This window comes from Mesorhizobium sp. W016, from assembly GCF_054719485.1.
The window spans coordinates 567514-588978 of sequence record NZ_JBTTIF010000002.1 but is presented as its reverse complement, the minus strand read 5'-3'; the positions used below and the strand labels follow the sequence as shown (position 1 = coordinate 588978).

General features: G+C 64.8%; 20 protein-coding genes. 18 read left to right on the top strand and 2 right to left on the bottom strand.

Translation table 11 applies throughout. The features are described from left to right. Window positions 1–21: 21 nt before the first annotated feature. The 4 genes from ACYG9V_RS03230 (at window position 22) to ACYG9V_RS03215 (ending at window position 4853) form a co-directional block, all read left to right on the top strand. Window positions 22–1533: an ABC transporter ATP-binding protein gene (locus ACYG9V_RS03230; protein WP_352765906.1), complete on the top strand. Its 1512-nt coding sequence runs from the start codon at window positions 22–24 to the stop codon at window positions 1531–1533. After that, window positions 1533–2588, top strand: coding sequence for an ABC transporter permease (locus ACYG9V_RS03225; protein WP_352765907.1), 1056 nt, complete (start codon window positions 1533–1535; stop codon window positions 2586–2588). Before ACYG9V_RS03230 ends, ACYG9V_RS03225 begins: the two co-directional genes overlap by 1 nt. Further along, a complete protein-coding gene (locus ACYG9V_RS03220) occupies window positions 2585–3529 on the top strand; it encodes an ABC transporter permease (protein WP_352765909.1) in 945 nt (314 codons plus the stop codon). The genes ACYG9V_RS03225 and ACYG9V_RS03220 overlap by 4 nt, the downstream gene beginning before the upstream one ends. A 133-nt stretch (window positions 3530–3662) precedes the next feature. Beyond that, window positions 3663–4853, top strand: coding sequence for an integrase core domain-containing protein (locus ACYG9V_RS03215; RefSeq protein WP_023826017.1), 1191 nt, complete (start codon window positions 3663–3665; stop codon window positions 4851–4853). A gap of 80 nt (window positions 4854–4933) precedes the next feature. Here the strand turns inward: ACYG9V_RS03215 and ACYG9V_RS03210 are convergent, their stop codons facing one another. Then, window positions 4934–5701 carry an SDR family NAD(P)-dependent oxidoreductase gene (locus tag ACYG9V_RS03210; RefSeq protein WP_352765162.1) on the bottom strand — a complete coding sequence of 256 codons (768 nt, stop codon included), beginning with the start codon at window positions 5699–5701 and terminating at the stop codon, window positions 4934–4936. Window positions 5702–5934: 233 nt separating this feature from the next. Between ACYG9V_RS03210 and ACYG9V_RS03205 the strand changes: the two genes are divergently transcribed. Both ACYG9V_RS03205 and ACYG9V_RS03200 read left to right on the top strand, forming a co-directional pair. Then, window positions 5935–6090, top strand: coding sequence for a hypothetical protein (locus tag ACYG9V_RS03205; RefSeq protein WP_023670454.1), 156 nt, complete (start codon window positions 5935–5937; stop codon window positions 6088–6090). Between the two features lie 158 nt (window positions 6091–6248). After that, complete coding sequence (locus ACYG9V_RS03200; protein WP_352765164.1) at window positions 6249–7205, top strand: LLM class flavin-dependent oxidoreductase; 957 nt, start codon at window positions 6249–6251, stop codon at window positions 7203–7205. A 245-nt stretch (window positions 7206–7450) separates the two neighbouring features. Here the strand turns inward: ACYG9V_RS03200 and ACYG9V_RS03195 are convergent, their stop codons facing one another. After that, window positions 7451–8125: a cysteine hydrolase family protein gene (locus tag ACYG9V_RS03195; RefSeq protein WP_031215002.1), complete on the bottom strand. Its 675-nt coding sequence runs from the start codon at window positions 8123–8125 to the stop codon at window positions 7451–7453. Between the two features lie 344 nt (window positions 8126–8469). Here ACYG9V_RS03195 and exbB point away from each other — a divergent pair, with 344 nt between their 5' ends. From exbB to ACYG9V_RS03135, 12 genes are all read left to right on the top strand, one after another. Next, window positions 8470–9447 (top strand): tonB-system energizer ExbB, encoded by a 978-nt coding sequence (gene exbB / locus ACYG9V_RS03190; protein ID WP_352765166.1) that lies wholly within the window; start codon window positions 8470–8472, stop codon window positions 9445–9447. A gap of 6 nt (window positions 9448–9453) precedes the next feature. Beyond that, a complete protein-coding gene (exbD, locus tag ACYG9V_RS03185; protein ID WP_023710186.1) occupies window positions 9454–9912 on the top strand; it encodes a TonB system transport protein ExbD in 459 nt (152 codons plus the stop codon). Beyond that, window positions 9909–10868: an energy transducer TonB family protein gene (locus ACYG9V_RS03180; RefSeq protein ID WP_352765168.1), complete on the top strand. Its 960-nt coding sequence runs from the start codon at window positions 9909–9911 to the stop codon at window positions 10866–10868. The genes exbD and ACYG9V_RS03180 overlap by 4 nt, the downstream gene beginning before the upstream one ends. A 171-nt stretch (window positions 10869–11039) precedes the next feature. Next, window positions 11040–12134, top strand: a complete 1095-nt coding sequence (locus ACYG9V_RS03175; protein ID WP_023693237.1) for a transporter substrate-binding protein — start codon at window positions 11040–11042, stop codon at window positions 12132–12134. Next, window positions 12131–12730: an ANTAR domain-containing response regulator gene (locus ACYG9V_RS03170; protein ID WP_023693236.1), complete on the top strand. Its 600-nt coding sequence runs from the start codon at window positions 12131–12133 to the stop codon at window positions 12728–12730. Before ACYG9V_RS03175 ends, ACYG9V_RS03170 begins: the two co-directional genes overlap by 4 nt. Next, complete coding sequence (locus ACYG9V_RS03165) at window positions 12708–13610, top strand: ABC transporter permease (protein WP_023693235.1); 903 nt, start codon at window positions 12708–12710, stop codon at window positions 13608–13610. Before ACYG9V_RS03170 ends, ACYG9V_RS03165 begins: the two co-directional genes overlap by 23 nt. Before the next feature lie 13 nt (window positions 13611–13623). Next, on the top strand, window positions 13624–14544 hold the full coding sequence (locus ACYG9V_RS03160; RefSeq protein ID WP_023693234.1) for an ABC transporter permease: 921 nt from the start codon (window positions 13624–13626) through the stop codon (window positions 14542–14544). A gap of 76 nt (window positions 14545–14620) precedes the next feature. Beyond that, the gene (locus ACYG9V_RS03155) at window positions 14621–16216 is read left to right on the top strand and encodes an ABC transporter substrate-binding protein (RefSeq protein WP_460221783.1); all 1596 of its coding nucleotides are present in this window, start codon (window positions 14621–14623) and stop codon (window positions 16214–16216) included. Continuing rightward, window positions 16206–17150, top strand: coding sequence for an acetamidase/formamidase family protein (locus ACYG9V_RS03150; protein WP_023693232.1), 945 nt, complete (start codon window positions 16206–16208; stop codon window positions 17148–17150). The genes ACYG9V_RS03155 and ACYG9V_RS03150 overlap by 11 nt, the downstream gene beginning before the upstream one ends. A 187-nt stretch (window positions 17151–17337) precedes the next feature. Further along, complete coding sequence (locus ACYG9V_RS03145; RefSeq protein WP_023715886.1) at window positions 17338–19119, top strand: ABC transporter ATP-binding protein; 1782 nt, start codon at window positions 17338–17340, stop codon at window positions 19117–19119. 128 nt (window positions 19120–19247) lie between these two features. After that, complete coding sequence (locus tag ACYG9V_RS03140) at window positions 19248–20198, top strand: hypothetical protein (RefSeq protein ID WP_352765172.1); 951 nt, start codon at window positions 19248–19250, stop codon at window positions 20196–20198. A 49-nt stretch (window positions 20199–20247) separates the two neighbouring features. Then, the gene (locus ACYG9V_RS03135) at window positions 20248–21459 is read left to right on the top strand and encodes a hypothetical protein (protein WP_352765174.1); all 1212 of its coding nucleotides are present in this window, start codon (window positions 20248–20250) and stop codon (window positions 21457–21459) included. Window positions 21460–21465: the final 6 nt, after the last annotated feature.

The window sequence follows — 21465 nt, the reverse complement described above, 5'->3', positions numbered from 1 at the left end:
GGTATCTCCGCAGGAGCACCTTTGTCCGCCCCTCTCATCGAAATGCGCGCCATCACCAAGAGCTTCGGCGCCGTCAAGGCGAATGAGGCTGTCGATCTAAGCGTCGCCCCAGGTGAGATCCTCGGCCTGCTGGGCGAAAACGGCGCCGGCAAGACGACGCTGATGAATGTGCTGTTCGGCGCCTATGCGCCGGATGCCGGCGAAATTCTTATCCAGGGCAAGACCGTGCGGATCACCAGTTCGGCCGATGCGCTGGCCGCCGGCATCGGCATGGTGCACCAGCATTTTCATTTGGCGCCAAGGCTGACGGTCCTGGAAAACCTTCTGATTGGCATTCCCGGCAAATCCGGCCGCATCGACCGCGCCGGCGGACTTGCCCGGTTGTCCGACATCAGACGTCGGCATGGGCTGACGCTGGACCCCAACCTGCCTGTCTCCGCGCTGTCGGTCGGCGAGCAGCAGCGGCTCGAAATCGTCAAGGCGCTGTTTCGCGGCGCCAGGCTGTTAATCCTCGACGAGCCGACGGCGGTGTTGGCGCCGAGCGAGGTCGACGGGCTGTTTTCGGCGCTGCGCTCGATGGCGGCGCAGGGGCTCGGCATCATCTTCATCTCGCATAAATTGAACGAGGTGCGGGCGCTCACCCATCGCTGCACCGTATTGCGGCACGGCCGCGTCGCCGGCCGTGTCGACGATCCGGCGAACACGACATCGGCAGAAATGGCGCAGCTGATGTGCGGCCATGAGATCGTGCCGCCGGCAAGAGGACCTTCGACCCTAGGCGCGGCGGTGCTGACGCTCGACGGTATTTCCACCTCACGGCATTCGGGGACGCCGCTGCGCGATGTATCGCTTGCCGTTCGCGCGGGCGAAATCCTCGGCATTGCCGGGGTCTCCGGCAATGGCCAGCGGGCGCTGGCCGAGGTGATTTCCGGCACGCGCGCGCCCGACGCCGGCGCGATGACGATAGCCGGCAAACCTGTTACGCGGTTCTCGCCGCGCGAGGTGCAGGCGCTCGGCCTTGGCCGCATCCCGGAAGACCGTATGACGACCGGGCTGGTCACCAATCTGCCGCTCGCCGATTCCATGGTGTTGCCGCGCATTGGTACTGCGGCTTTCAGCAGCCGGGGCCTGCTCAAGCCAGATGCGATCCGCGCCTTCGCCGAAGAACAGATCAAGGCCTATGACATCAGGTGCCCCGGGCCGATGACCCGCGCCGGCGCGCTGTCGGGCGGCAATCTGCAGAAGGCGCTGCTGGCGCGCGAACTGGCTTTCGACCCGAAGGTGCTGATCGTCTCGCAGCCGACGCGCGGCCTCGACATCGGCGCCGCCCGCTTCATCCACGAAAAATTCCTCGACATGCGCGCCAAGGGCTGCGGGATCATCGTCATCGGCGAAGATCTCGAAGAGCTGCTGGTGCTCTGCGACCGCATCGCGGTGATGTATGAGGGCCGCATCGCCGGCACGCTGGACAGCGCCGATGCGACCATCGCGCGGCTTGGGCTGCTGATGACCGGGGCGGAGGGGCATAGCTGATGTTCCGCCTCGAAGCCCGCAGTTCCACCCCCGCCTGGTTCAATCTCGCTTTGCCGCTGCTGGCCATCGGCGCAGCGCTGGTCCTGTGCAGCGGCCTCATCGCGCTGGCCGGCGCCGGCGTGCTTGAGGCCTATGGCGTGATGCTGTCGGCCTCGTTCGGCGACAGCTATGCCATCACCGAAACGCTGGTGCGCGCCGCCCCGATGATCTTCACCGGGCTGGCTGTGGCCGTCGCCTTCCGGGCCAAATTCTGGAACATCGGCGCCGAGGGCCAATTGCTGGCCGGTGCCGTGGCCAGCTGCTTCGTCGGCGCCATCCCAATGCCGGGCGCGCTGGCGATCCTGTCGATGGCGCTGGCGGGCGCTGCTGCCGGTGCCGCGGTAGCGCTGGTGCCCGCGACGCTCAGGGTCAAATTCAAGGTGGACGACGTCGTCAGTTCGCTGCTGCTCAATTCGGTCTTCTACTATGCGCTGATGGCGCTGATCGAGGGGCCGTGGAAGGACTCGTTCAGCGGCTATCCGATCTCGCCGCCGATCGAGGATTCGGCGAATTTCCCGGTGCTGCTCGAAGGCACAAGGCTGCATCTGGGTGTCATCGCCGCGTTGATCGCGGCCCCGTTGATCTGGTTCCTGATCGTGCGCACCACGCTCGGCTTCCGGATCAGGGTCACCGGCGAAAGCCCGGAAGCCGCCCGCTATGGCGGCATACATGTCGAGCGGGTGCTGATCTCGACGGCGCTGCTGTCGGGCGCGCTGGCCGGGCTTGCCGGCGTCGGCGAGGTCGGCGGCGTGCATTTCCAGGTGATGAGCGACATTTCGCCGGGCTATGGCTATTCCGGCATCGTCGTTGCCATGCTGGCCAGGCTCAATCCGCTCGGCGTCGTACCGGCGGCGATCTTCCTGGCCGCCGTGATGACCGGCGCCGAAGCGATGTCGCGCGCCACCGGCGTGCCGGCGTTCCTCAGCGATGTCATCCAGGGCACGGCGCTGCTCGCCATGCTGGTGGCGCTGCTGTTCACGGCCTATCGCATCCGCCGCGTCGGTGCCGCCTTATGAGCGCGGTGTTCGAACAGATCTTTCAGGTCGGCTTCCTCGCCGCCATTATCCGCATCGCCACGCCGCTGGCATTTGCCACGCTGGGCGAGATGTTCTCCGAGCGGGCCGGCGTGCTCAATCTCGGTATCGAAGGCATCATGCTGCTCTGCGCGATGACCGGCTTCACCGCCGCCAGCCTCAGCGGCAGCCTGTGGCTCGGCGTGCTGGCCGCGGTGTTGACCGGCATGGCGATGAGTGCGCTGCATGCGCTGTTCACCGTGGCGCTCGGCCTCAGCCAGCATGTCTGCGGCATCGGCGTCACCCTGTTCTCGTCGGGCCTTGCCTACTTCCTCTACCGTCTGACCTTCGGCCAGCAATCGGTGCCGCCCAGCATCAAGGGTTTTCAGACGCTGCCGATCCCGCTGCTGTCGGATATTCCGGTTCTGGGGTCAGCAGTTTTCAACCAGTTTGCGCTGGTCTACTTGGCAATCATTGCCATCCCGCTCGCAGCTTTCGTGCTCTACCGCACGCCTTGGGGCCTGTCGGTGCGGATGGTCGGCGAGAACCCGCGCGCCGCTGATTCCGCTGGGGTCAGCGTCATCGCCACGCGCTTCCAGGCGGTCATCCTCGGCGGTGCGCTGATGGGGCTTGCGGGCGCCTTCCTCACCATGGCACAGTTCAACGCCTTCACCTTTGGTGTCGTGTCGGGCCGTGGCTGGGTGGCGATCGCGCTGGTCGTGTTCGGCCGCTGGGACCCGTGGCGCTCTGCGGGCGCGGCGCTGCTGTTCGCCTTCGTCGATGCGCTACAATTGCGCATGCAGGCGAGCGGCCTCGGGCATATTCCCTATGAGACGTTCTTGATGCTGCCGTTCATTTTCACCATCGTCGCGATGGCCGTGATGTCACGCAACGCGGTTGCGCCGTCGGCGCTGCTGAAGCCGTTTCGACGAGAAGAGCGGTAAGCGAGTAGGACTTGGCGTCCTTCCTCTCCCCCGATCGACGGGGGAGAGGAAGGGCTGTCCGAACCGGATAGATAGGTAACAGAATGGACCGATAGCATGGGTGACAGTTTTCTTGTCCGCCGGAGGACCGGCGATGGTTTGGCGAGAGACTGGCATCATGGACGAGCGGCTACGGTTTGTTGTGGAGTGTCTTTCTGGGGATGAGACGATGGTTGCGCTTTGTGCGGCCTACGGGATCTCACGCAAGAACGGCTACAAATGGCTAGGACGCTATCGGACGTTTGGGCCTGAGGGTTTGCACGACCTGCCGCGAGCCCCGCTCAATCATGGCCGTGCGACAGCTCAGGATCTGGTTGAGCGGATTGTGGCGGCCAAGGAGCTGCATCCGCTTTGGGGTCCAAAGAAGATCGTGGCACGGCTCAGGCGCACGGCTCCCGAGTTCATGTGGCCTTCAGCCTCGACGGTCGGCGCGATCCTTGCGCGGCATGGGCTTGTCCGCGCCCGCAAGCGACCCCGCCTGCGGGCCTGCGGCAATGGACCCTGGCCACAGCCGCAAGAACCGAACGCGGTGTGGACTGGCGATCACAAGGGCTGGTTCCGGACCCGCGACGGCTGGCGTTGCGAACCCTTGACGGTGATGGATGCGTCGAGCCGCTATCTTCTGGCGCTCGAAGCGACGGGGTCGACGGCCGATAGCGAAGCCTGGCCGGTGTTCGAACGGCTGTTTGAAGAGCATGGCCTGCCGGATCGCTTCAGAAGCGACAATGGCCCGCCCTTCGCATCGGCCGGCGTCACCGGGCTGACGCCGCTTGTCGTGCGCTTCATCAAGCTCGGCATCACCTTGGAGCGGATCGCACCCGGCAGGCCACAGCAGAACGGACGTCACGAGCGCTTTCACCTGACCATGCTGCCGATGGCCGAGGCACCGGAAGCCGACCGAACGGCACAGGGCCAGGCCTTCGAGACCTTCCGCCACAGCTACAATGAGGAACGTCCCCATGAGGCGCTGGGCATGGATACGCCCGCCCAGCACTACCGGTCCTCACAGCGCGCCATGCCCAGGACACCACCCGAGCCCGTCTATCCGGCCGAGGCCTCGGTCCGCCGCGTGCGCCACAATGGCGAGATCCGATGGAATGGCGGCTTCATATATGTCTCGCAAGCGCTGGCGGGCGAACCGGTCGCTGCGTTGGAGACCGAAGACGGACAATGGACACTCTCATTCCATGCCCACCCGCTCGGCATCATCGACACACGGCACATGAAGCTTGTCCGCCGCAGCGCCGCGCCAACCAATCCGCTTGGCGCTGCGGCCGACGCATAGGGGGAGAGAAGTGTCACCTATGTATCCGGTTCAAAGTGTTACCCATCTATCGGCTGGACAGGGCGCCAAGCCTGGGATACTCACATCGCCGTAAAACCATTATCGACAAACAGATGCGTCCCGTTAACGAAGCTGGACTCATCGCTGGCGAGGTACAGCGCTGCCTTGGCCACTTCCTCAGGCTCACCGATGCGGCCCTGCTGTGCGGCCAATGCGGCGTCCGATACGTCGACGCCGAGCTTGCCGAGATCGGCGACCTCGCGCAGGCCGTGCGGCGTGCGGATGAAGCCGGGACAGACGGCGTTGCAGCGTATGTTGCGGTCGCGGAATTCGACTGCGATGGCGCGCGCGAACATGTGGCAGGCGCCCTTGGTGGTGTCGTAGAGCACCTCCATGGGTGTGGCCGCCACAGCCGAGATCGACGAGGTGCAGACGATCGAACCGCCACCGGCAGCGATCATGCCCGGCAACACGGCGCGCGTCATCAGGAACATCGAGCGGACATTGACCGCATGCAGCCAGTCCCATTCCTGCACCGTCGTCTCCAGGAACGGCTTTATCACGATGGTGCCGGCATGGTTGAACAACACCGTGGCCGGGCCGAGCCTGGCAGTCGCCGCCTTCACTGCGGCCTCGACCTGCGCCTCGTCCGAGACGTCGGCCACCCAGTGTTCGGCGATATGTCCCCGCGCGCGTATCGCCGCCGCAATGGCTGCCGCCGCCTCGCCATTGCGGTCAATGATCGCCACCTTGGCGCCTTCGGCGGCGAACAATTCCGAGGCCGCTCCGCCCATTCCGGTCGCGCCGCCCGAGATGATTGCAATCTTGCCGGCTAGTCTTGTACCCATGTTCTGTTCCCCGTTCCCGATCGAAATAATCCGCATTTACGCCGGAATGGCGATGCTATCGCCTATGCAGACGTCGGCCAAGCTTGTCGCTCGCTTGTCTCCAACAGGGGTCTCCCAGCAATGCCAAACCAAATAACAAGGACTACTGAGAAAATCATTCTACATATCTCCAAAAAATAGCACTCGACAAAGTCTACTGATTTTATAGATTAATCCGCAAGACGGAGGTCGATATGTCCTATATCCAGAACGCCGAGACGGACCGCACCAGCCAGAGGCTGGCCAATAGCCAGGCTTTCCGCCCGGCCTATGCCGGCGCTTTCGCCTATCTCGTCTTTGCCCTTGCGTTCGTGTTCACCGGGGCAGTCGTGCTCGGCTTGATTCCCTGACCGATCAGGCCGAAAGGGTGGCGACCTAGCGCTTTCAGTGAGTGACCGGAGTTGATGAACCGAACGCGGACGCGCTTTGGCGCTGATGCTTGTTTTTACGCATGTCGTCGTCTTAAAACCGGGGGCGACATACATCCAACGTGATGGAGGCGATGGCAATGCCGATCGAGTTCACGCATGTTCCCGGTAAAACGCACGCCGCCGATGCCGGTTCGGCCGTACCGTTCTTCTATGATTTCGTCGAGACGGCGACCAAGCTGTCGCTGATCGAGGATTCCGGCTTCCAGAACATCGTCGTCGACGACCCGGCCGGGCTGTTGACCAATATGGACATCGCCGCCCAGGCGCTGGACCGCACCTCGTCGCTGGAAGTGGTGCTGACGCACTGGGCCGGCGTGATCGCGCCAGCCGTTGCGGCGCGGCAACTGGCGGCGCTCGACGCCAGGAGCGGCGGCCGGCTGGCGCTGAGGATGCTGAGCGAGCCGCTGGATGACGACGATGCCGAGACGCGTCCGGTCGGCCACACCGTGGTCTGGCAGCGCATCGACGAATATCTGGTGCTGCTGAAGCGGCTGTGGTCGAACGACCGGCCCTTCGACCATGAAGGTGCTTTCTACAGCATCAAGGGCGGCTACGTACCGCGTAAAGGACCGCACGGTGCCGATATCACCATCCGCATGGGTGGCCAGTCTGGCACGGCGCTCAGGGTCGCCGGTCGCCATGCCGACGTCTTCGAACTGGCGGCTGGTTCGCTCGACGAGATCCGCCAGTTGATGGAACGGGCGCGCAGTGCCGCCGCCGAGCATGGCCGCGCCGGCAAGCTGCGTTTTGCGCTTCCGGTCCGGGTCCGCTCGGAGGGTGGCGCCTCTACCGTCGGCCACAAGGCGGTCGAACTTTCCGGACCACCGGCGCAGATCGCCCTGTCGCTGCTGCCCTATGCAGCGCTGGGCATCAGCGAGTTCATGATCGTCGGTGTCGACCGGCCGCGCGAGATCGCCAGCGTCGGCCGCGAGACGATCGCGCTCTTGCGCAACTCGCTGGCACGCCGGGAGGCGGAGGTGCCGCAGCCCGGCGCGTTTGCCTCGCGGGGCGGGTCGGATATTCACGCAGGGTGAATTTGCGGGTGGAATGAAAGCTATTTCGTAGCGTTCCTTCACACCCCCCTCTGCCCTGCCGGGCATCTCCCCCGCAAGGGGGGAGATTGGCAGCTTCGAGGTATCGCTCAGCTCTTCGACGTTGGAGAGTGGCGAAAGCGGTTGAGCACTTGATCTCCCTCCTTGCGGGGGAGATGGCCGGCAGGCCAGAGGGGGGTGCTGCCCCTCCAGCGTCAAATGGTTCCCAACGCCTTCGCTTTGGTAATCTAACCAGCTTTCCCACTCGACCGCTCCAGCGCCTCCAGCACCGCGCCAGATTCCGTCAGCGCACCAAACACCCCGTCCTCCACCGTCACCATATGCAGCGCCGCGTCATGCGCGTATTGGTCGCCGCTGGCGCAGGCGTCGGCGATGGTCAGGCACTGGAAATTGAGGTCGCAGGCCTCGCGCAGCGTCGTGTGCACGCAGACATCGGTCGTGCAGCCGGAAAAGATCAGATGGGTGATGCCGCGTGCGCGCAGCACAAGCTCCAGATCCGTATAGGTGAAGGCGCTGTTGCAGGTCTTGTCGACGATGATGTCGTGCGGCGCGACGTCGATCTCGGCGACGATCTGAAAGCCGGGGCCGGAGCGCAGCAGCACGTCGGTGCCTTCTAGACCCGCCCGCTTGCGGCGCCATCTCTCGTACGGCGTCATGTCGGCCATGTCGCCGCGATATCCCTGCCTGGTGTGAATGATGGTGAGGCCGGCCGCGCGTGCCGCTGATATCAGTCGGTTGACCGTAGGCAGGATGGCGCGCAGCGGCGCGGGGTCATAACCCTTCCTGGCGAAATAGCCGGTCGGCGAGAGGAAATCCTCCTGCAGGTCGATGACCAGCAGCGCGGTGTTTGCCGGCACCAGCCGGCCGTCATAGGGGAAATCGAACGGTATCGCCTTGATCATCGCAGCCTGCCTCAATTGCTGCTCGGCATCGTGGCCCAGCAACCCTGGGCCGTCCATCCCTCAGTGCGACGACACCAGGTAGACCGATGCCAGGACGATGTGCCGTTGAGACATCGCGCCCACAATCGTTGGCCAAAAAAGCCATCTTGTTTGTTGACTACTAAACTCATGTTTTATAGTCAAGCAGGGGCACTCGGCCGCCTGAATTGTTTCCAGCGGCGGTGCCGCGTTTGAGAGAAGCCAGAATCCGTGGCTGGAGTTTTCGGGGTCGAGATGGGGGTGTTCCCGCATCCCGTCACCGGCCAGCCGATCGGTTACGTGCAATGACGAAGCGAGGACGAAGCGTGTCCAGAAATGGTTTGTTGGCGGCGCTGGCCGCGGTCATGCTGTCGGCCGGCAGCGCTGCTGCGCAAGAGCAGCCAAACACGCAGCCCAGGGTGACGACGGTGCCCGCTGCAGATCCCCAGTCGGCGCCAACCGTAGTCGAACAGCCCGCACCGGCTGCGCCTGTCGCGCCGGCTTCGCCAGCTGCCGGGCAGGCGGCGCCGACCGCGCCACAGCCGGCAACCCAGCCCGGTGCATCCGCGCAGGCCGAGCCTTCGGCAATATCGCTGACGCTGCCGCACGATCTGTCGCCCTGGGGCATGTTCATGGCCGCCGACATCATCGTCAAGGCGGTGATGATCGGGTTGGCCTTCGCCTCGCTGGTCACCTGGACGGTGTGGCTGGCCAAATCGCTGGAGATTCTCTTCGGCAAGCTCGGCGCCCGTCGCGCTGCGCGCGCCATCGGCAATGCCGCCACGCTGCGCCAGGCCGGGCGCGCGCTTGGCAACAGTGGCGGCCCCGGTGCGCTTTTGGTGCGGGCGGCCGAGGAAGAGACTGCCCTTTCGGCCGGTGCGCTCGGCCATGTCACCGGCGACGGGCTGAAGGAACGCGTGACGTCGCGCCTGTCGCGCATCGAAGCGGCGGCGGCGCGGCGCATGTCGCGCGGCACCGGCGTGCTGGCGACGATCGGCTCGACGGCGCCCTTCGTGGGCTTGTTCGGCACCGTCTGGGGCATCATGAACGCCTTCATCGGCATCTCGCAGGCGCAGACCACCAACCTCGCGGTCGTCGCGCCCGGCATCGCCGAGGCGCTGCTCGCCACGGCGATGGGCCTGGTCGCGGCCATTCCCGCGGTGGTCATCTACAACGTCTTTGCGCGGTCGATAGCCGGCTACCGGCAGCTCCTTGCCGATGCCTCGGCCGGGGTCGAGCGGCTGGTCAGCCGCGATCTCGATTTCCGCACGGTGCCGCAGGCGCCCGCGCTGGCGGCGGAGTGATGGGCTATGGCGGCTAGAATTCGCGAGGCTATCGATGGCGATCTCGAGGAAAACCACGAGATCAATGTCACCCCGTTCATCGATGTCATCCTGGTGCTGCTGATCATCTTCATGGTCGCTGCACCCTTGGCGACAGTCGACGTCAATGTCGATCTGCCGGGTTCGACGGCGACGCCAGCACCCCGGCCGGAAACGCCGCTGTTCCTGACCCTGAAGGACGATCTGACGCTCGCGATCGGCAATGACAGCGTGCCGCGCCAGGCTTTCGCCGCGGTGCTCGACGGCAGAACCAAGGGCGACAAGCAGACCCGCATCTTCCTGCGTGCCGACAAGGCGGTCGGTTATGGCGAGCTGATGGAGGTGATGAACCTGCTGCGCGGCGCTGGTTATCTGAAGATCGCGCTGGTGGGGCTGGAGACGGTGCCGGCGGACGCATCCGCGGCGCACCGGGGCGCCGCCCCGTGACGCAACTGGCCGCCGCCGCACCCGCGGCCGACCCGCCACGCGCCGGCCTGCGCGAAATTGGCTTGTGGGCGGCTGCGGCCATTGTCATTGTCGGCGCGCATGTCGCGATCGCCTATGCCGTCCAGAGCTTCAGCCTGGCCAACATGGCCGATGGCGGCCCGCCGCCGGCTGTGGCTATCGAGCTGTCGCCGATGATGGTGGCGCCGGCGGTGCAGGAGGACTCGATGGCCGACGTGGTGACGCCTGAGCCGCCGAACCAGATCGAGGAGGCGGTTGCCGAACTGAAGCCCGTCGTGGAGCCCGAGCCCGGTCAGCCGGGGCCGGTCGCCGAGAAGACGGAAGCGGTTCAACCCGCCGCTCCGATCGAGACGGCAGCGGCCGAGCAGCCCGATCAATCGCCGCCGCTGGATGAGGTGGTGCCCGACATCGTCCCGACCATAGCGCCGGATGTGGTCATTCCGCCGCCCCAGACCAAGCCGGCGGAGACCAAGCCGGCGGAGACCAAGCCGATCGAGAAGGCGAAGAAGGCTGCCGAAAAACCCAAGCCGAAAGCAAAGAAAGAGAAGAAGGAAAAGGCCGCGCCGGCGAAAGCGATCGTGACCGCCAGTGTCGATCAAAAGGCAGCGGCTAAGGCGTCGGCGCCGAAGGCTTCGCAATCGAGTGGATCATCAGTCAGTGCAAGCAAATGGAACTCCCAGCTGATCGGATGGATCAATCGGCACAAGCGCTACCCGAGCGCGGCAAGGTCGCGGCGCGCCGTGGGTACCGCAAATGTGACCTTCGTCGTCAGCGCTTCGGGCAAGGTGACCTCCGTCCGGCTGACCCGATCTTCGGGGGACGCCGATCTCGATCGCGCCGCGCTCGGCATTCTGCAGGGTGCGACGGTGCCCGCGCCACCGCCTGAGAAGGCCGGTACGGCTGTCGTGGCGCCTTTGATGTTCACGCTGCGGAACTAGAAGCAGCCGGACAAGGCCGATCCCATGACCACGTACTTTCCCGCTTGACTGACCCGCCGGACCGAATACGCTAGCGCAAAATACCGGCCTTGGTCGCCGGGCGGCAAATATGCCTCGTATGCCTCGCCCTCCGGCGCTGGCTGCGGGGCATTGTCATTTCTGAGGATCGGTTTGAAACGGCGTATCGAGATCGGCATCCTGTATTCCCGCTCGGGCAGCTACCAGTTGGTCTCCGATGCGTGCCGGATGGGCGCCACGCGCGCCATCGCCGACATCAATGCCGATCGGAGCTATGGCATCGAACTGGTTCCGGTCGAGCGCGATCCGCAAAGTAATGCCGATCGCTACGCGACTTTGTGCGAGGACATTTTCAGGACCAGCAGCGCGCGCCATGTCGTCGGTTGCGTCACCTCGTGGAGCCGCAAGGAAACCATCCCGGTGCTGGAGAAGGCCGGCGGCATGCTCTGGTATGCCTGCCCCTATGAAGGGTTCGAGGCCAACGAGCATGTCGTCTACATGCACGCCTGCCCCAACCAGCATCTGGTTCCGCTGATGGCGCATGTCGTGCCGCGTTTCGGCGCCAACGGCTTCCTGCTCGGCTCGAACTACATTTGGGGCTGGGAGATGAACCGCGTGGCGCGCGACCTGATCGCGGATGCCGGCGGCAAAGTGCTGGGCGAGCGCTATCTGCGCATCGGCGAGACCGACGTGTCGCGGTTGATCGCGGAAATCCGGGCGACGAGGCCGAGCTTCATCCTCAACAATCTGATCGGCACCTCGTCGTATGCCTTCCTGGCGGCTTACCGCGAGTTGGGCGATGAGGATGCGGCATTCAGGCCGGAAAACTGCCCCGTCATCTCCTGCAACCTCACGGAAGGCGAGTTGCCGGCGATCGGCGAGACAGGGAAAGGGCATCTGTCGGTCGGGCCCTATTTCGCGCCCCGGCCGGCTGCCTTCGCTTCGTCCTTCGAGGCCTCCGCCTATGCCTCGGTGCAGGTGATGGCCGACGTGCTGTCGCGCAACACTGATGCCGGCCCGGCGGAATTTTCCAAGGCCTTCGCCGAGCGGCGCTTCTCCACCCGGCTCGGGCCGATCGCCATCGACGCCCACTCCCAGCACGCGACGCTGCCAGTGATCATCGGCCGGATCGCCGATGGCTTCTTCGAGGTCGTCAGCCAGGAGGATGAGGTCGCGCCGGATCCCTATCTGTCGCGCTACGACCCCGCCAAGACATTCGGCCGTCCGCGTCTGAGGGTGGTGTCATGACGCGGACGCGCATCCCCAATCTCGGCGGCGCGCGGGCTTTCATCCTGCATCGCCCGCATCCGACGGTGCAGGCCATCACCAGGCAATTGTCGGCCATCGGCCTGGCTACGATCGACTGCTGGCCGGAATTGCCGCCGGAAGCTCTCGCCGCCGATTTCGTCTTCTTCGATGCCGATCTCGGTTTCGACGAGCAGTTCCCGTGGGAAGCCGGTGAGGCGCCGATGCCGCTGGTGGCGCTGATCGGTTCCGAGGCGCCGGGGCGTATCGAATGGGCGCTGTCGCACAAGGCCGATGCGCAGCTGCTGAAGCCGGTCGGCAATGCCGGTGTGTACAGCGCATTGCTGATCGCAAGGCAGAGCTTCGAGGCACGCAAGCATTTAGCCGGCGAGATAGCGTCGCTGCGCCAGCGCGTCGCCGAGCGCCAGACCATTGTGCGCGCGGTGACGGCGCTGTCGAAAGGCAGCGATGACGAGCGTGCCTATGCACAACTGCGATCGCTGGCGATGAGCTGGCAGATCAGCGTCGAGGATGCCGCGCGCAGGATCGTGGCAATGACGGATGAGGAAGGCGGCGATGACCAGTCCCATCGCGCCTGATCTCCCGGTACGCATGCCGGCAAAACCGCGCGCCGGCGTCTGGCGTCGGCTGGTCAAACGCCGCCTGGCGCTGCTCGGGCTGGTCATCGTCGCCATTGTTGTCGCCGGCGCCGTGCTGGCGCCCCGGCTGACCGGCTACGATCCCAACGAGCAGATGTTCGACGGCCTGACCATCGAGGGCTCGCCGCTGCCGCCCAGCGCCCAGTATTGGCTCGGCACCGACCTGCTCGGACGTGACCTCTTGACCCGCATCCTCTACGGCGCCCGCACCTCGCTGATCATCGGCATCGTCGCCAATGGCGTGGCGCTTTTGATCGGCACTTTGGTGGGCGTCACCGCAGGCTATTTCCGCGGCTGGATCGGCAGTGCGCTGATGCGCTTCACCGATCTGATGATGGCGTTCCCGGCGCTGCTGCTCGCCATCTGCCTGGCGGCAGTGTTTCAGCCGAGTCTGTGGATCGTCGCCATGGTCATCGCGCTGGTCAACTGGGTGCAGACGGCGCGTGTCATCTACACCGAGACCTCATCGCTGGCCGAGCGCGAGTTCATCGATGCCGAGCGCAGCATCGGGGCGAGTGCGCCGCGCATCCTATTTCGCCACATCCTGCCGCATCTGCTGCCGACCATCATCGTCTGGGGCACGCTCGGCATCTCGACCACGGTTCTGCTCGAGGCGACGCTTTCCTTCCTCGGCATCGGTGTGCAGCCGCCGACCGCGTCGTGGGGCAACATCATTTTCGAGAACCAGACCTATTTCCAGGCCGCGCCCTGGCTGGTGTTCTTCCCCGGCGCCGCAATCCTCGCGTTGGCGCTGGCCTTCAATCTGATCGGCGACGCGTTGCGCGACATCCTCGATCCGACGCAAAGGGGCCGGGAATAATGGGGGGCCGGTCATGATCGCCTATCTCGGCCGCCGGCTGATCCAGTCGCTGCTCATCCTGCTTGGCGTCTCGCTGATCACTTTTGCGCTGCTCTACCTCTTGCCGGCCGACCCGGTGCGGCAGATCGCCGGCCGCAGTGCCACGCCGCAGACGGTGGAAAACATCCGCCAGCAACTCGGCCTCGACCAGCCTTTCGTGGTCCAGTACTGGCACTATCTGACGAAGCTACTCAGCGGCGATCTCGGCCGCTCCTACATCCAGCGCTCGGAGGTCACCGAACTCATCGTCTCGCGGCTGCCGGCCAGCCTGCTTTTGATGGTCGGCGCCATCCTTTGCGAATTGCTGATCGGGCTCTCGATGGGGCTGATCGCCGCCGTCAAGCGCGGCTCCGCCACCGACCAGACCCTGATGGTGGCCTCCTTCGTCGGCGTCTCGGCGCCGCAATTCGTCGTCGGCTTGTTGCTGCTCTACGTCTTTGCCGTGCGGCTAAGCTGGTTTCCGATCGGCGGCTACGGCACATGGCGCCATCTGGTGCTGCCGTCGCTGACCATGGGCATACTCGGCGCCGGCTGGTACGCGCGCATGATGCGCTCGTCGATGATTGACGTCCTGCGCCAGGATTATGTCCGCACGGCGCGGGCCAAGGGCCTGGCGCGCAGCGCCATCATATTCCGCCACGCACTGCCGAATGCCATCCTGCCGGTCATCGCCATGATCGGCATCGACATCGGCATCTTCATGGGCGGCATCGTCGTCGTCGAAAGCGTGTTCGGCTGGCCGGGTATCGGTCAGCTGGCGTGGCAGGCGATCCAGCGCGTCGACATTCCGATCATCATGGGCGTCACGCTGGTCTCGGCCTTCGCCATCGTGCTCGGCAATCTGCTCGCCGACATCATCGCGCCGTTCATCGATCCCCGCATCAAGCTCAGATGAAAATGAAACAGAGAAAGGGAACACAACAATGAAAAAGTTTCTCGCATCCACAGTCGCGGCATCGGCCTTGGCCCTCATGCTCGGCATGACAAGCGTCCGCGCCGAAGACACGGTCGATCCCAACGCCAAGCAAGGCGGCGCCATCACCATCACCTACAAGGACGATGTTGCGACCCTCGATCCGGCGATCGGCTATGACTGGCAGAACTGGTCGATGATCAAGAGCCTGTTCGATGGGCTGATGGATTACGAGCCGGGCACCACCAATTTGAAGCCCGATCTGGCAGAAAGCTACGAGATTTCGCCCGACGGCCAGACCTTCACCTTCAAGCTGCGCCATGGCGTGAAATTCCACAATGGCCGCGAGATGACGGCCGACGACGTGAAATATTCGCTCGACCGCGTCACCAATCCGAAGACGCAGAGCCCCGGCGCCGGCTTCTTCGGCTCGATCAAGGGCTATGACGATGTCGCCGCCGGCAAGGCCGAAGGCCTGTCCGGTGTCACCGTCGTCGACCCCTACACGGTCAAGTTCGAACTGACCCGGCCCGACGCCACCTTCCTGCATGTCATGGCCATCAATTTCGCCCATGTCGTGCCGAAGGAAGAGGTCGAGAAATATGGCGCCGATTTCGGCAAGCATCCGGTCGGCACCGGCGCCTTCAAGCTCGCCGAGTGGACGCTGGGACAGCGCATCGTCTTCGAGCGCAATGCGGACTATTGGCACAAGGGCCTGCCGCATCTCGACAAGATCACCTTCGAGATCGGCCAGGAGCCGATCGTGGCGCTGCTGCGCTTGCAGAAGGGCGAGATCGATGTTCCCGGCGACGGCATTCCGCCGGCCAAGTTCCAGGAGGTGATGGCCGATCCCGAGCAGAAGGCGCGTGTCGTCGAAGGCGGTCAGCTGCACACCGGCTACGTCACCATGAACACCACCATGGCGCCGTTCGACAATGTTAAGGTGCGTCAGGCCGTCAACATGGCGCTCAACAAGGCGCGCATCATCCAGATCATCAACGGCCGCGCCGTGCCGGCCAACCAGCCGCTGCCGCCGTCGATGCCGGGCTACGACAAGGACTACAAGGGTTATCCCTATGACGTAGCCAAAGCCAAGGCGCTGCTGGCCGAGGCCGGTCATGCCGATGGTTTCGACACGCAGCTGTTCGCCATGAACACCGATCCCAACCCGCGCATTGCCCAAGCGATCCAGCAGGACCTGGCGGCGATCGGCATCAAGGCCAGCATCCAGTCGCTGGCGCAGGCCAATGTCATCGCCGCCGGCGGTGACAAGGCCGGCGCGCCGATGATCTGGTCGGGCGGCATGGCCTGGATCGCCGACTTCCCCGATCCGTCGAATTTCTACGGCCCGATCCTCGGCTGCGCCGGCGCGGTGCCCGGCGGCTGGAACTGGTCGTGGTATTGCAACAAGGATCTCGACGCCAAGGCGGCCGAGGCGGATTCGGTGGTCGACCCGGCAAAGGCCGGCGAACGCGACAAGATGTGGAGCGCCATCTACGACAAGGTGATGGAAGACGCGCCCTGGGCGCCGGTCTTCAACGAACAGCGCTTCACCATGAAATCCGCGCGCATGGGCGGCGCCGACAACCTCTATGTCGACCCGGTCCATATCCCGATCAACTACGACAATGTGTACGTAAAAGATGTGCAATAACTGCGACTACACCATCCATGGGCGCCACCACCATTTCGGCTGGGACAATTCCTTTGTCCCGGCCGAGCGGGTGGCGCCCGGCGCGACCATCGAGTTCCAGTGCCTCGATGCCGCCGGCGGCCAGCTGAACGCCGACAGCACGGTTGCCGAAATCGCCAAGCTCGACTTCGCCGGGGTCAACCCGGTGACCGGGCCGATCTTCGTCGAGGGCGCCGAGCCGGGTGACGCGCTCAAGGTGACGATCGAGATGTTCAAACCGTCCGGCTTCGGCTGGACGGCGAACATTCCGGGTTTCGGCCTGCTCGCCGACGACTTCACGGAACCGGCGCTGAACATCTGGAAATACGATGCAGCCGCGCTCGAACCGGCGCTGTTCGGGAAAAACGCGCGCGTACCACTGAAGCCGTTCGCCGGCACCATCGGCAATGCGCCGGCTGAGATGGGGCTTCACTCGGTGGTGCCGCCACGGCGGGTCGGCGGCAATCTCGACATCCGCGATCTCGCTGCCGGCACGACGCTCTATCTGCCGGTTGAGGTGGCCGGCGCGCTGTTCTCGGTGGGCGATACGCACGCCGCACAAGGCGATGGCGAGGTCTGCGGCACGGCGATCGAGAGCCCGATGGACGTCGTGCTCAAGCTCGACCTTGTCAAGGACGCCAGGCTGAAGACGCCGCGCTTCACCACCGCCGGTCCGGTGACGCGCCATCTCGACGCCAAGGGCTATGAGGTGACGACGGGTATCGGGCCGGACCTGATGACCGGCGCCAAGGAGGCGGTGGCGCAGATGGTCGATCTGCTTGCTGGGCGGTATCAGATCGATCCGGTCGAGGCCTATATGCTGGCCTCGGTGTGCGGGGACCTGCGCATCAGCGAGATCGTCGACATGCCGAACTGGGTGGTGTCGTTCTATTTTCCGCGTTGCGTGTTTGAATGACGGTACGTCGGCGCCGCACCCCCACCCCGCTGCTTCGCAGCGACCCTCCCCACAAGGGGGAGGGTAAAGCGCTGCCACCCTACCTCCCCCTTGTGGGGAGGTCGGACCGGAGGTCCGGGTGGGGGTCAGCGCCAAGGTTTGTGCGAATGGTGCGACGGAACCAATCCGTCGCAGGGCTCCACCCACAATGACCCTCGCCGACAACCCCATCCTCTCCATCGCCAACCTCTCCGTCAGCGTGCGCGGCGAGGACGGCGAGCGCGATGTCGTCTCCAACCTGTCGCTGACGCTGGCGCGCGGCGAGACGCTCTGCATTGCCGGCGAATCCGGCTCCGGCAAGTCGATGACCGCGCTGGCGATCATGCAGCTTTTGCCGCAGCCGGCGGCGCGCATATCGTCAGGCATGATCCGTCTTCGGGATGGGAATCGGGGCGACACCGACCTAGCAACCCTCGACGAACGCCAGATGCGGCGCATTCGCGGCGACCGCATCGCCATGATCTTCCAGGAGCCGATGACCTCGCTCAACCCGGTTCTGTCGATCGGCCGGCAACTCACCGAATCAATCGAGGCGCATACCAGCCTGTCGTCGGCGCAAGCCCGCCGGCGCGCCATCGAGGCGTTGAAGGCGGTGCGCATTTCGGAGGCGGAAAGCCGGTTAAAGCAGTTTCCGCACGAACTCTCCGGCGGCATGCGCCAGCGGGTGATGATCGCCATGGCGCTGGCGCTCGAGCCCGACGTGCTGATCGCCGACGAACCGACGACGGCGCTCGACGTCACCGTGCAAGGCGAAGTGCTGGAGCTGTTGCGCGACCTGCAGCGCCAGCATGGCACCAGCGTCATCCTGATCACCCACGATATGGGCGTGGTTGCCGAAATGGCCGACCGGGTCATCGTCATGCGCGACGGCCGCATGGTCGAAGAAGGCACGACATCGGATATTTTTGTCCAGCCGCAGGCCGACTATACGCGCGAACTGCTGGCTGCCGTGCCGCGCATCGGCAGTGGCGTCGGTCGACAGAAATCCAGGGATGCGATTGACGTCTTGAAACCGGCCAATGTCGCCGAGATCAACGACCTGCATGTCCGCTTCGATCTGCGTGGCGGCATCTTTGGCCAGGTCACCCGCCGCGTCCACGCCGTCGAGGGCGTCAGCTTCTCGATTGCGCCCAACGAAACGCTTGCTCTGGTCGGCGAATCCGGCTGCGGCAAGTCGACGACCGCCAAGGCGCTGGCCGGACTGGCGCCGTATAGCGGCGACATCGTCATTGGCGGGCGCAATCTCTCCGGTCTTGGCCGCGACGAGCGCAAGGCGGTGCGCCGTGACGTCCAGATGATTTTCCAGGATCCCTTCGCTTCGCTCGATCCGCGCATGCGCGTCGGCGAGCTCGTCGCCGAGCCGCTGGTGATTCATGGCATCGCCTCCAAGGACGAGCGCCGCGAACGAGTGGGGGCGCTGTTCGAGCGTGTCGGCCTGTCGGCCGACCAGATGGAGCTTTACCCGCACGAATTCTCCGGTGGCCAGCGCCAGCGCGTCTGCATCGCCCGAGCGCTGGCGCTACGACCAAAACTGATCATCGCTGACGAAAGCGTCTCCGCGCTCGACGTCTCGGTGCAGGCGCGTGTGCTCGATTTGCTGAAGGAATTGCAGCGCGAATTCGGCGTCGCCTATCTCTTCATCTCGCACGACATGGCGGTGGTCGAGAACATTTCCGACCGCGTTGCCGTCATGTATCTCGGCCAGATCGTCGAGATGGGCACGCGCGACCAGGTGTTTTCCAACCCGCGCCATCCCTACACCAGGCGGCTGATCGACGCCGTGCCGGTGCCCGATCCGGCGCAGCGCAGAACGCGCTTCGCGCGCCTCGACCAGGAAATCCCAAGCGCCACCCGCAGGATCGGGGAGGCGCCGCTGAAGCTGGCGCTGAACGATGTCGGCGGCGGCCATCTGGTTGCTGCGGAAAGCTGAGCCCGCACTGGCTGGCAGCTGTTCTTTTACTTTGTTGAGTACAACCAAGAACTGCCGTCTCGGGTTTACCGCGTCTTAGGTGGACGGCGGCCACTATACGGTCGGAGTTCTTGCCACGGGGAAAAATAGTGCTCAAGGCGGTTCTGCAGCTGCTGCCGGGTCGGTTCATGGATGTGCGCATGCGCGTATCCGCCGACTACGAGACGCGTGTCGTGGAGCGGCCCGGGCGCTGGATGAAGGCGGCCGAGCTGGAGCAGTTGAGCAGCGATCTGCGGCTGGTGGCGTCGAAGACGCTGAAAGTCGGCAGCCTGACCTACGGTGTGTTTTCCGGTGACCGCAGCCGGCTGGAACATTCCATCATCACCATCGTCTATCGCCGCAGCGACGGGCGGCCGATCGCCTTCAACGCGCTGGCGCTGATGGAGATTTCGCTGGCCGGCAAGCCCTATGAAGTCTTGCACCTCGGTCTGGTCATGATCGATCCGGACGAGCGCAGCCGCGGTCTCAGCTGGATCCTCTACGGCCTGACCTGCTTCCTGATGTTTTTGCGCAACCAGTTCAGGCCGATCTGGATCTCCAACGTCAGCCAGGTGCCGGCCGTCGTCGGCATGGTCGCGGAGGCGTTCAGCAATGTGTTTCCCGGACCGCATGCCGGCGCGCGGCGCTCGCTGACCCATGTGCTTCTGGCGCGGCAGATCATGGCGCGGCACCGCCATGTCTTCGGCGTCGGCCCCGAAGCGGGTTTCGACGAAGAGCGTTTCGTCATCACCAATGCCTATACGGGCGGCTCGGACGATCTGAAGAAAACCTTCGACGAGACGGCCAAGCACCGCGAGGAGACCTTTAACGAGTTCTGCCGCAAGGAACTCGACTACGGGCGCGGCGACGATGTGCTGCAGATCGGCCAGATGAGCTTCCAGTCGGCGCGCACCTATCTCGCCGACGCGGTTCCGCGCGGCTCGCTTGCCGCCCTTGCGGTAGCAGGTGCGGCGGCCACGCTGCAGCGGCTGGTTTTGCCGGTGGTACACTGGGCGGATAGCAGCCGCCAATGGAATGTGCTGAGACCATGGACACGCTGATGGCTTCATCCGTGATGATGCCTGGGTGTGAGCTGATGGGCGCTGACCGATGAACCTCGACGACACGCTCGTGGCCGACACCATCACCTCGCTGGCGGCGCTGTTCGGGCTGCTGATCGTGATATCGGTCGTCGGCGGGCGCGACACGGGCGATCCGCTGTCGCGGCGTTTTCTGTTCGGTTTGCGGGTGCTGACGGTTCTGCTCGCCTGCCGCATCCTCGACTGGACTACCGGCCTCGCACTCTTCCGCTTCGTCACCATCGCGGCGGCGGGCCTGCTGCCGCTGGCCGCACTGCTGCTGACCGAGGGGCTGTTGCGCCGGCATGCGCCGTTTGCGCTAAAGTTCTTTGCCGCCGGCGGCGCCCTGCTGTTTCTACTGCTGGCGCCGATCCCGGAACGCTTTGCCGAGCCATGGCGGATGGCGGTACTACTTGCCTTCCAGTTCGGAGGTTTTCTCGCCATCGGCTGGCTGGTGATGACGCGCGATCGCGACAGCCTGTCGGCGGCCGAAAACCGCACGGTCGAGCGCATGGCGCTGTCGCTGCTGTTGATCATTCCGTTCATGGTCACCGACTACCGGCCCGGCCTGTTCGAAGTGCCGGTTCGGCTTGGCGGCATCGCCATCCTGTTCCTGTGCTGGCTGACGATCGGCCTTGGACGCGCCAGCCTCGGCCATCGCGACACGATCGGCGCCTTTACCGTGATTACGCTGAGCTCGGTTTTCGCCGGGCTGGCGCTGGGCGGCATCGACGATCTCGGCTGGCGCGGCAGTGTGCAGGGCGTGGTGATCGTGCTGTCGGCGACGCTGCTGGCAGTCATCTACAATGACAGCGTCAGCCTCACCGCGGAGAAGCGCCGCGACTCGTTGCTGAAGCATATGGCCGAGGGCGACCTCACCGATTCGGCGCGCTTCCTGCGCGGCCTGCAGAGCCATATCCTTGTCGACGGTGCGCTGATCCTGCCGGCAGGGGACCTCGGCGACTTCGACCTGAAGGTGCTGGCCCGTGCACTGGAGCAGGAGCCCGTGCGCTCGCTCGCCGATACGCAGCCGGGGGCGCCAGTCGACCAGGATATACGCGAGCAGCTGGCATGGCTGTTCGAGAAATTTGAGGCGACCCATGTGCTGCTGGCGACGCTCGAGCCGTTGACCGTGGTGGCGCTCAACATGCCGGCGCTGGCATCGTCGCCGGGCGTGGAAATGGAGCTGCGGGCAGTCCAGCGCATGGCGATGCTGATCTCGCAGCGGCATGCGAAGGGTTGATCATAC

Bases quoted from the DNA above. Each gene is read 5' to 3' on its own strand.
- ACYG9V_RS03225 (WP_352765907.1), top strand. From the start codon at position 1,533: ATGTTCCGCCTCGAAGCCCGCAGTTCCACCCCCGCCTGGTTCAATCTC.
- ACYG9V_RS03220 (WP_352765909.1), top strand. From the start codon at position 2,585: ATGAGCGCGGTGTTCGAACAGATCTTTCAGGTCGGCTTCCTCGCCGCC.
- ACYG9V_RS03215 (WP_023826017.1), top strand. From the start codon at position 3,663: ATGGTTTGGCGAGAGACTGGCATCATGGACGAGCGGCTACGGTTTGTT.
- ACYG9V_RS03210 (WP_352765162.1), bottom strand. From the start codon at position 5,701: ATGGGTACAAGACTAGCCGGCAAGATTGCAATCATCTCGGGCGGCGCG.
- ACYG9V_RS03205 (WP_023670454.1), top strand. From the start codon at position 5,935: ATGTCCTATATCCAGAACGCCGAGACGGACCGCACCAGCCAGAGGCTG.
- ACYG9V_RS03200 (WP_352765164.1), top strand. From the start codon at position 6,249: ATGCCGATCGAGTTCACGCATGTTCCCGGTAAAACGCACGCCGCCGAT.
- ACYG9V_RS03195 (WP_031215002.1), bottom strand. From the start codon at position 8,125: ATGATCAAGGCGATACCGTTCGATTTCCCCTATGACGGCCGGCTGGTG.
- exbD (WP_023710186.1), top strand. From the start codon at position 9,454: ATGGCGGCTAGAATTCGCGAGGCTATCGATGGCGATCTCGAGGAAAAC.
- ACYG9V_RS03170 (WP_023693236.1), top strand. From the start codon at position 12,131: ATGACGCGGACGCGCATCCCCAATCTCGGCGGCGCGCGGGCTTTCATC.
- ACYG9V_RS03165 (WP_023693235.1), top strand. From the start codon at position 12,708: ATGACCAGTCCCATCGCGCCTGATCTCCCGGTACGCATGCCGGCAAAA.
- ACYG9V_RS03160 (WP_023693234.1), top strand. From the start codon at position 13,624: ATGATCGCCTATCTCGGCCGCCGGCTGATCCAGTCGCTGCTCATCCTG.
- ACYG9V_RS03155 (WP_460221783.1), top strand. From the start codon at position 14,621: ATGCTCGGCATGACAAGCGTCCGCGCCGAAGACACGGTCGATCCCAAC.
- ACYG9V_RS03150 (WP_023693232.1), top strand. From the start codon at position 16,206: ATGTGCAATAACTGCGACTACACCATCCATGGGCGCCACCACCATTTC.
- ACYG9V_RS03145 (WP_023715886.1), top strand. From the start codon at position 17,338: ATGACCCTCGCCGACAACCCCATCCTCTCCATCGCCAACCTCTCCGTC.
- ACYG9V_RS03135 (WP_352765174.1), top strand. From the start codon at position 20,248: ATGAACCTCGACGACACGCTCGTGGCCGACACCATCACCTCGCTGGCG.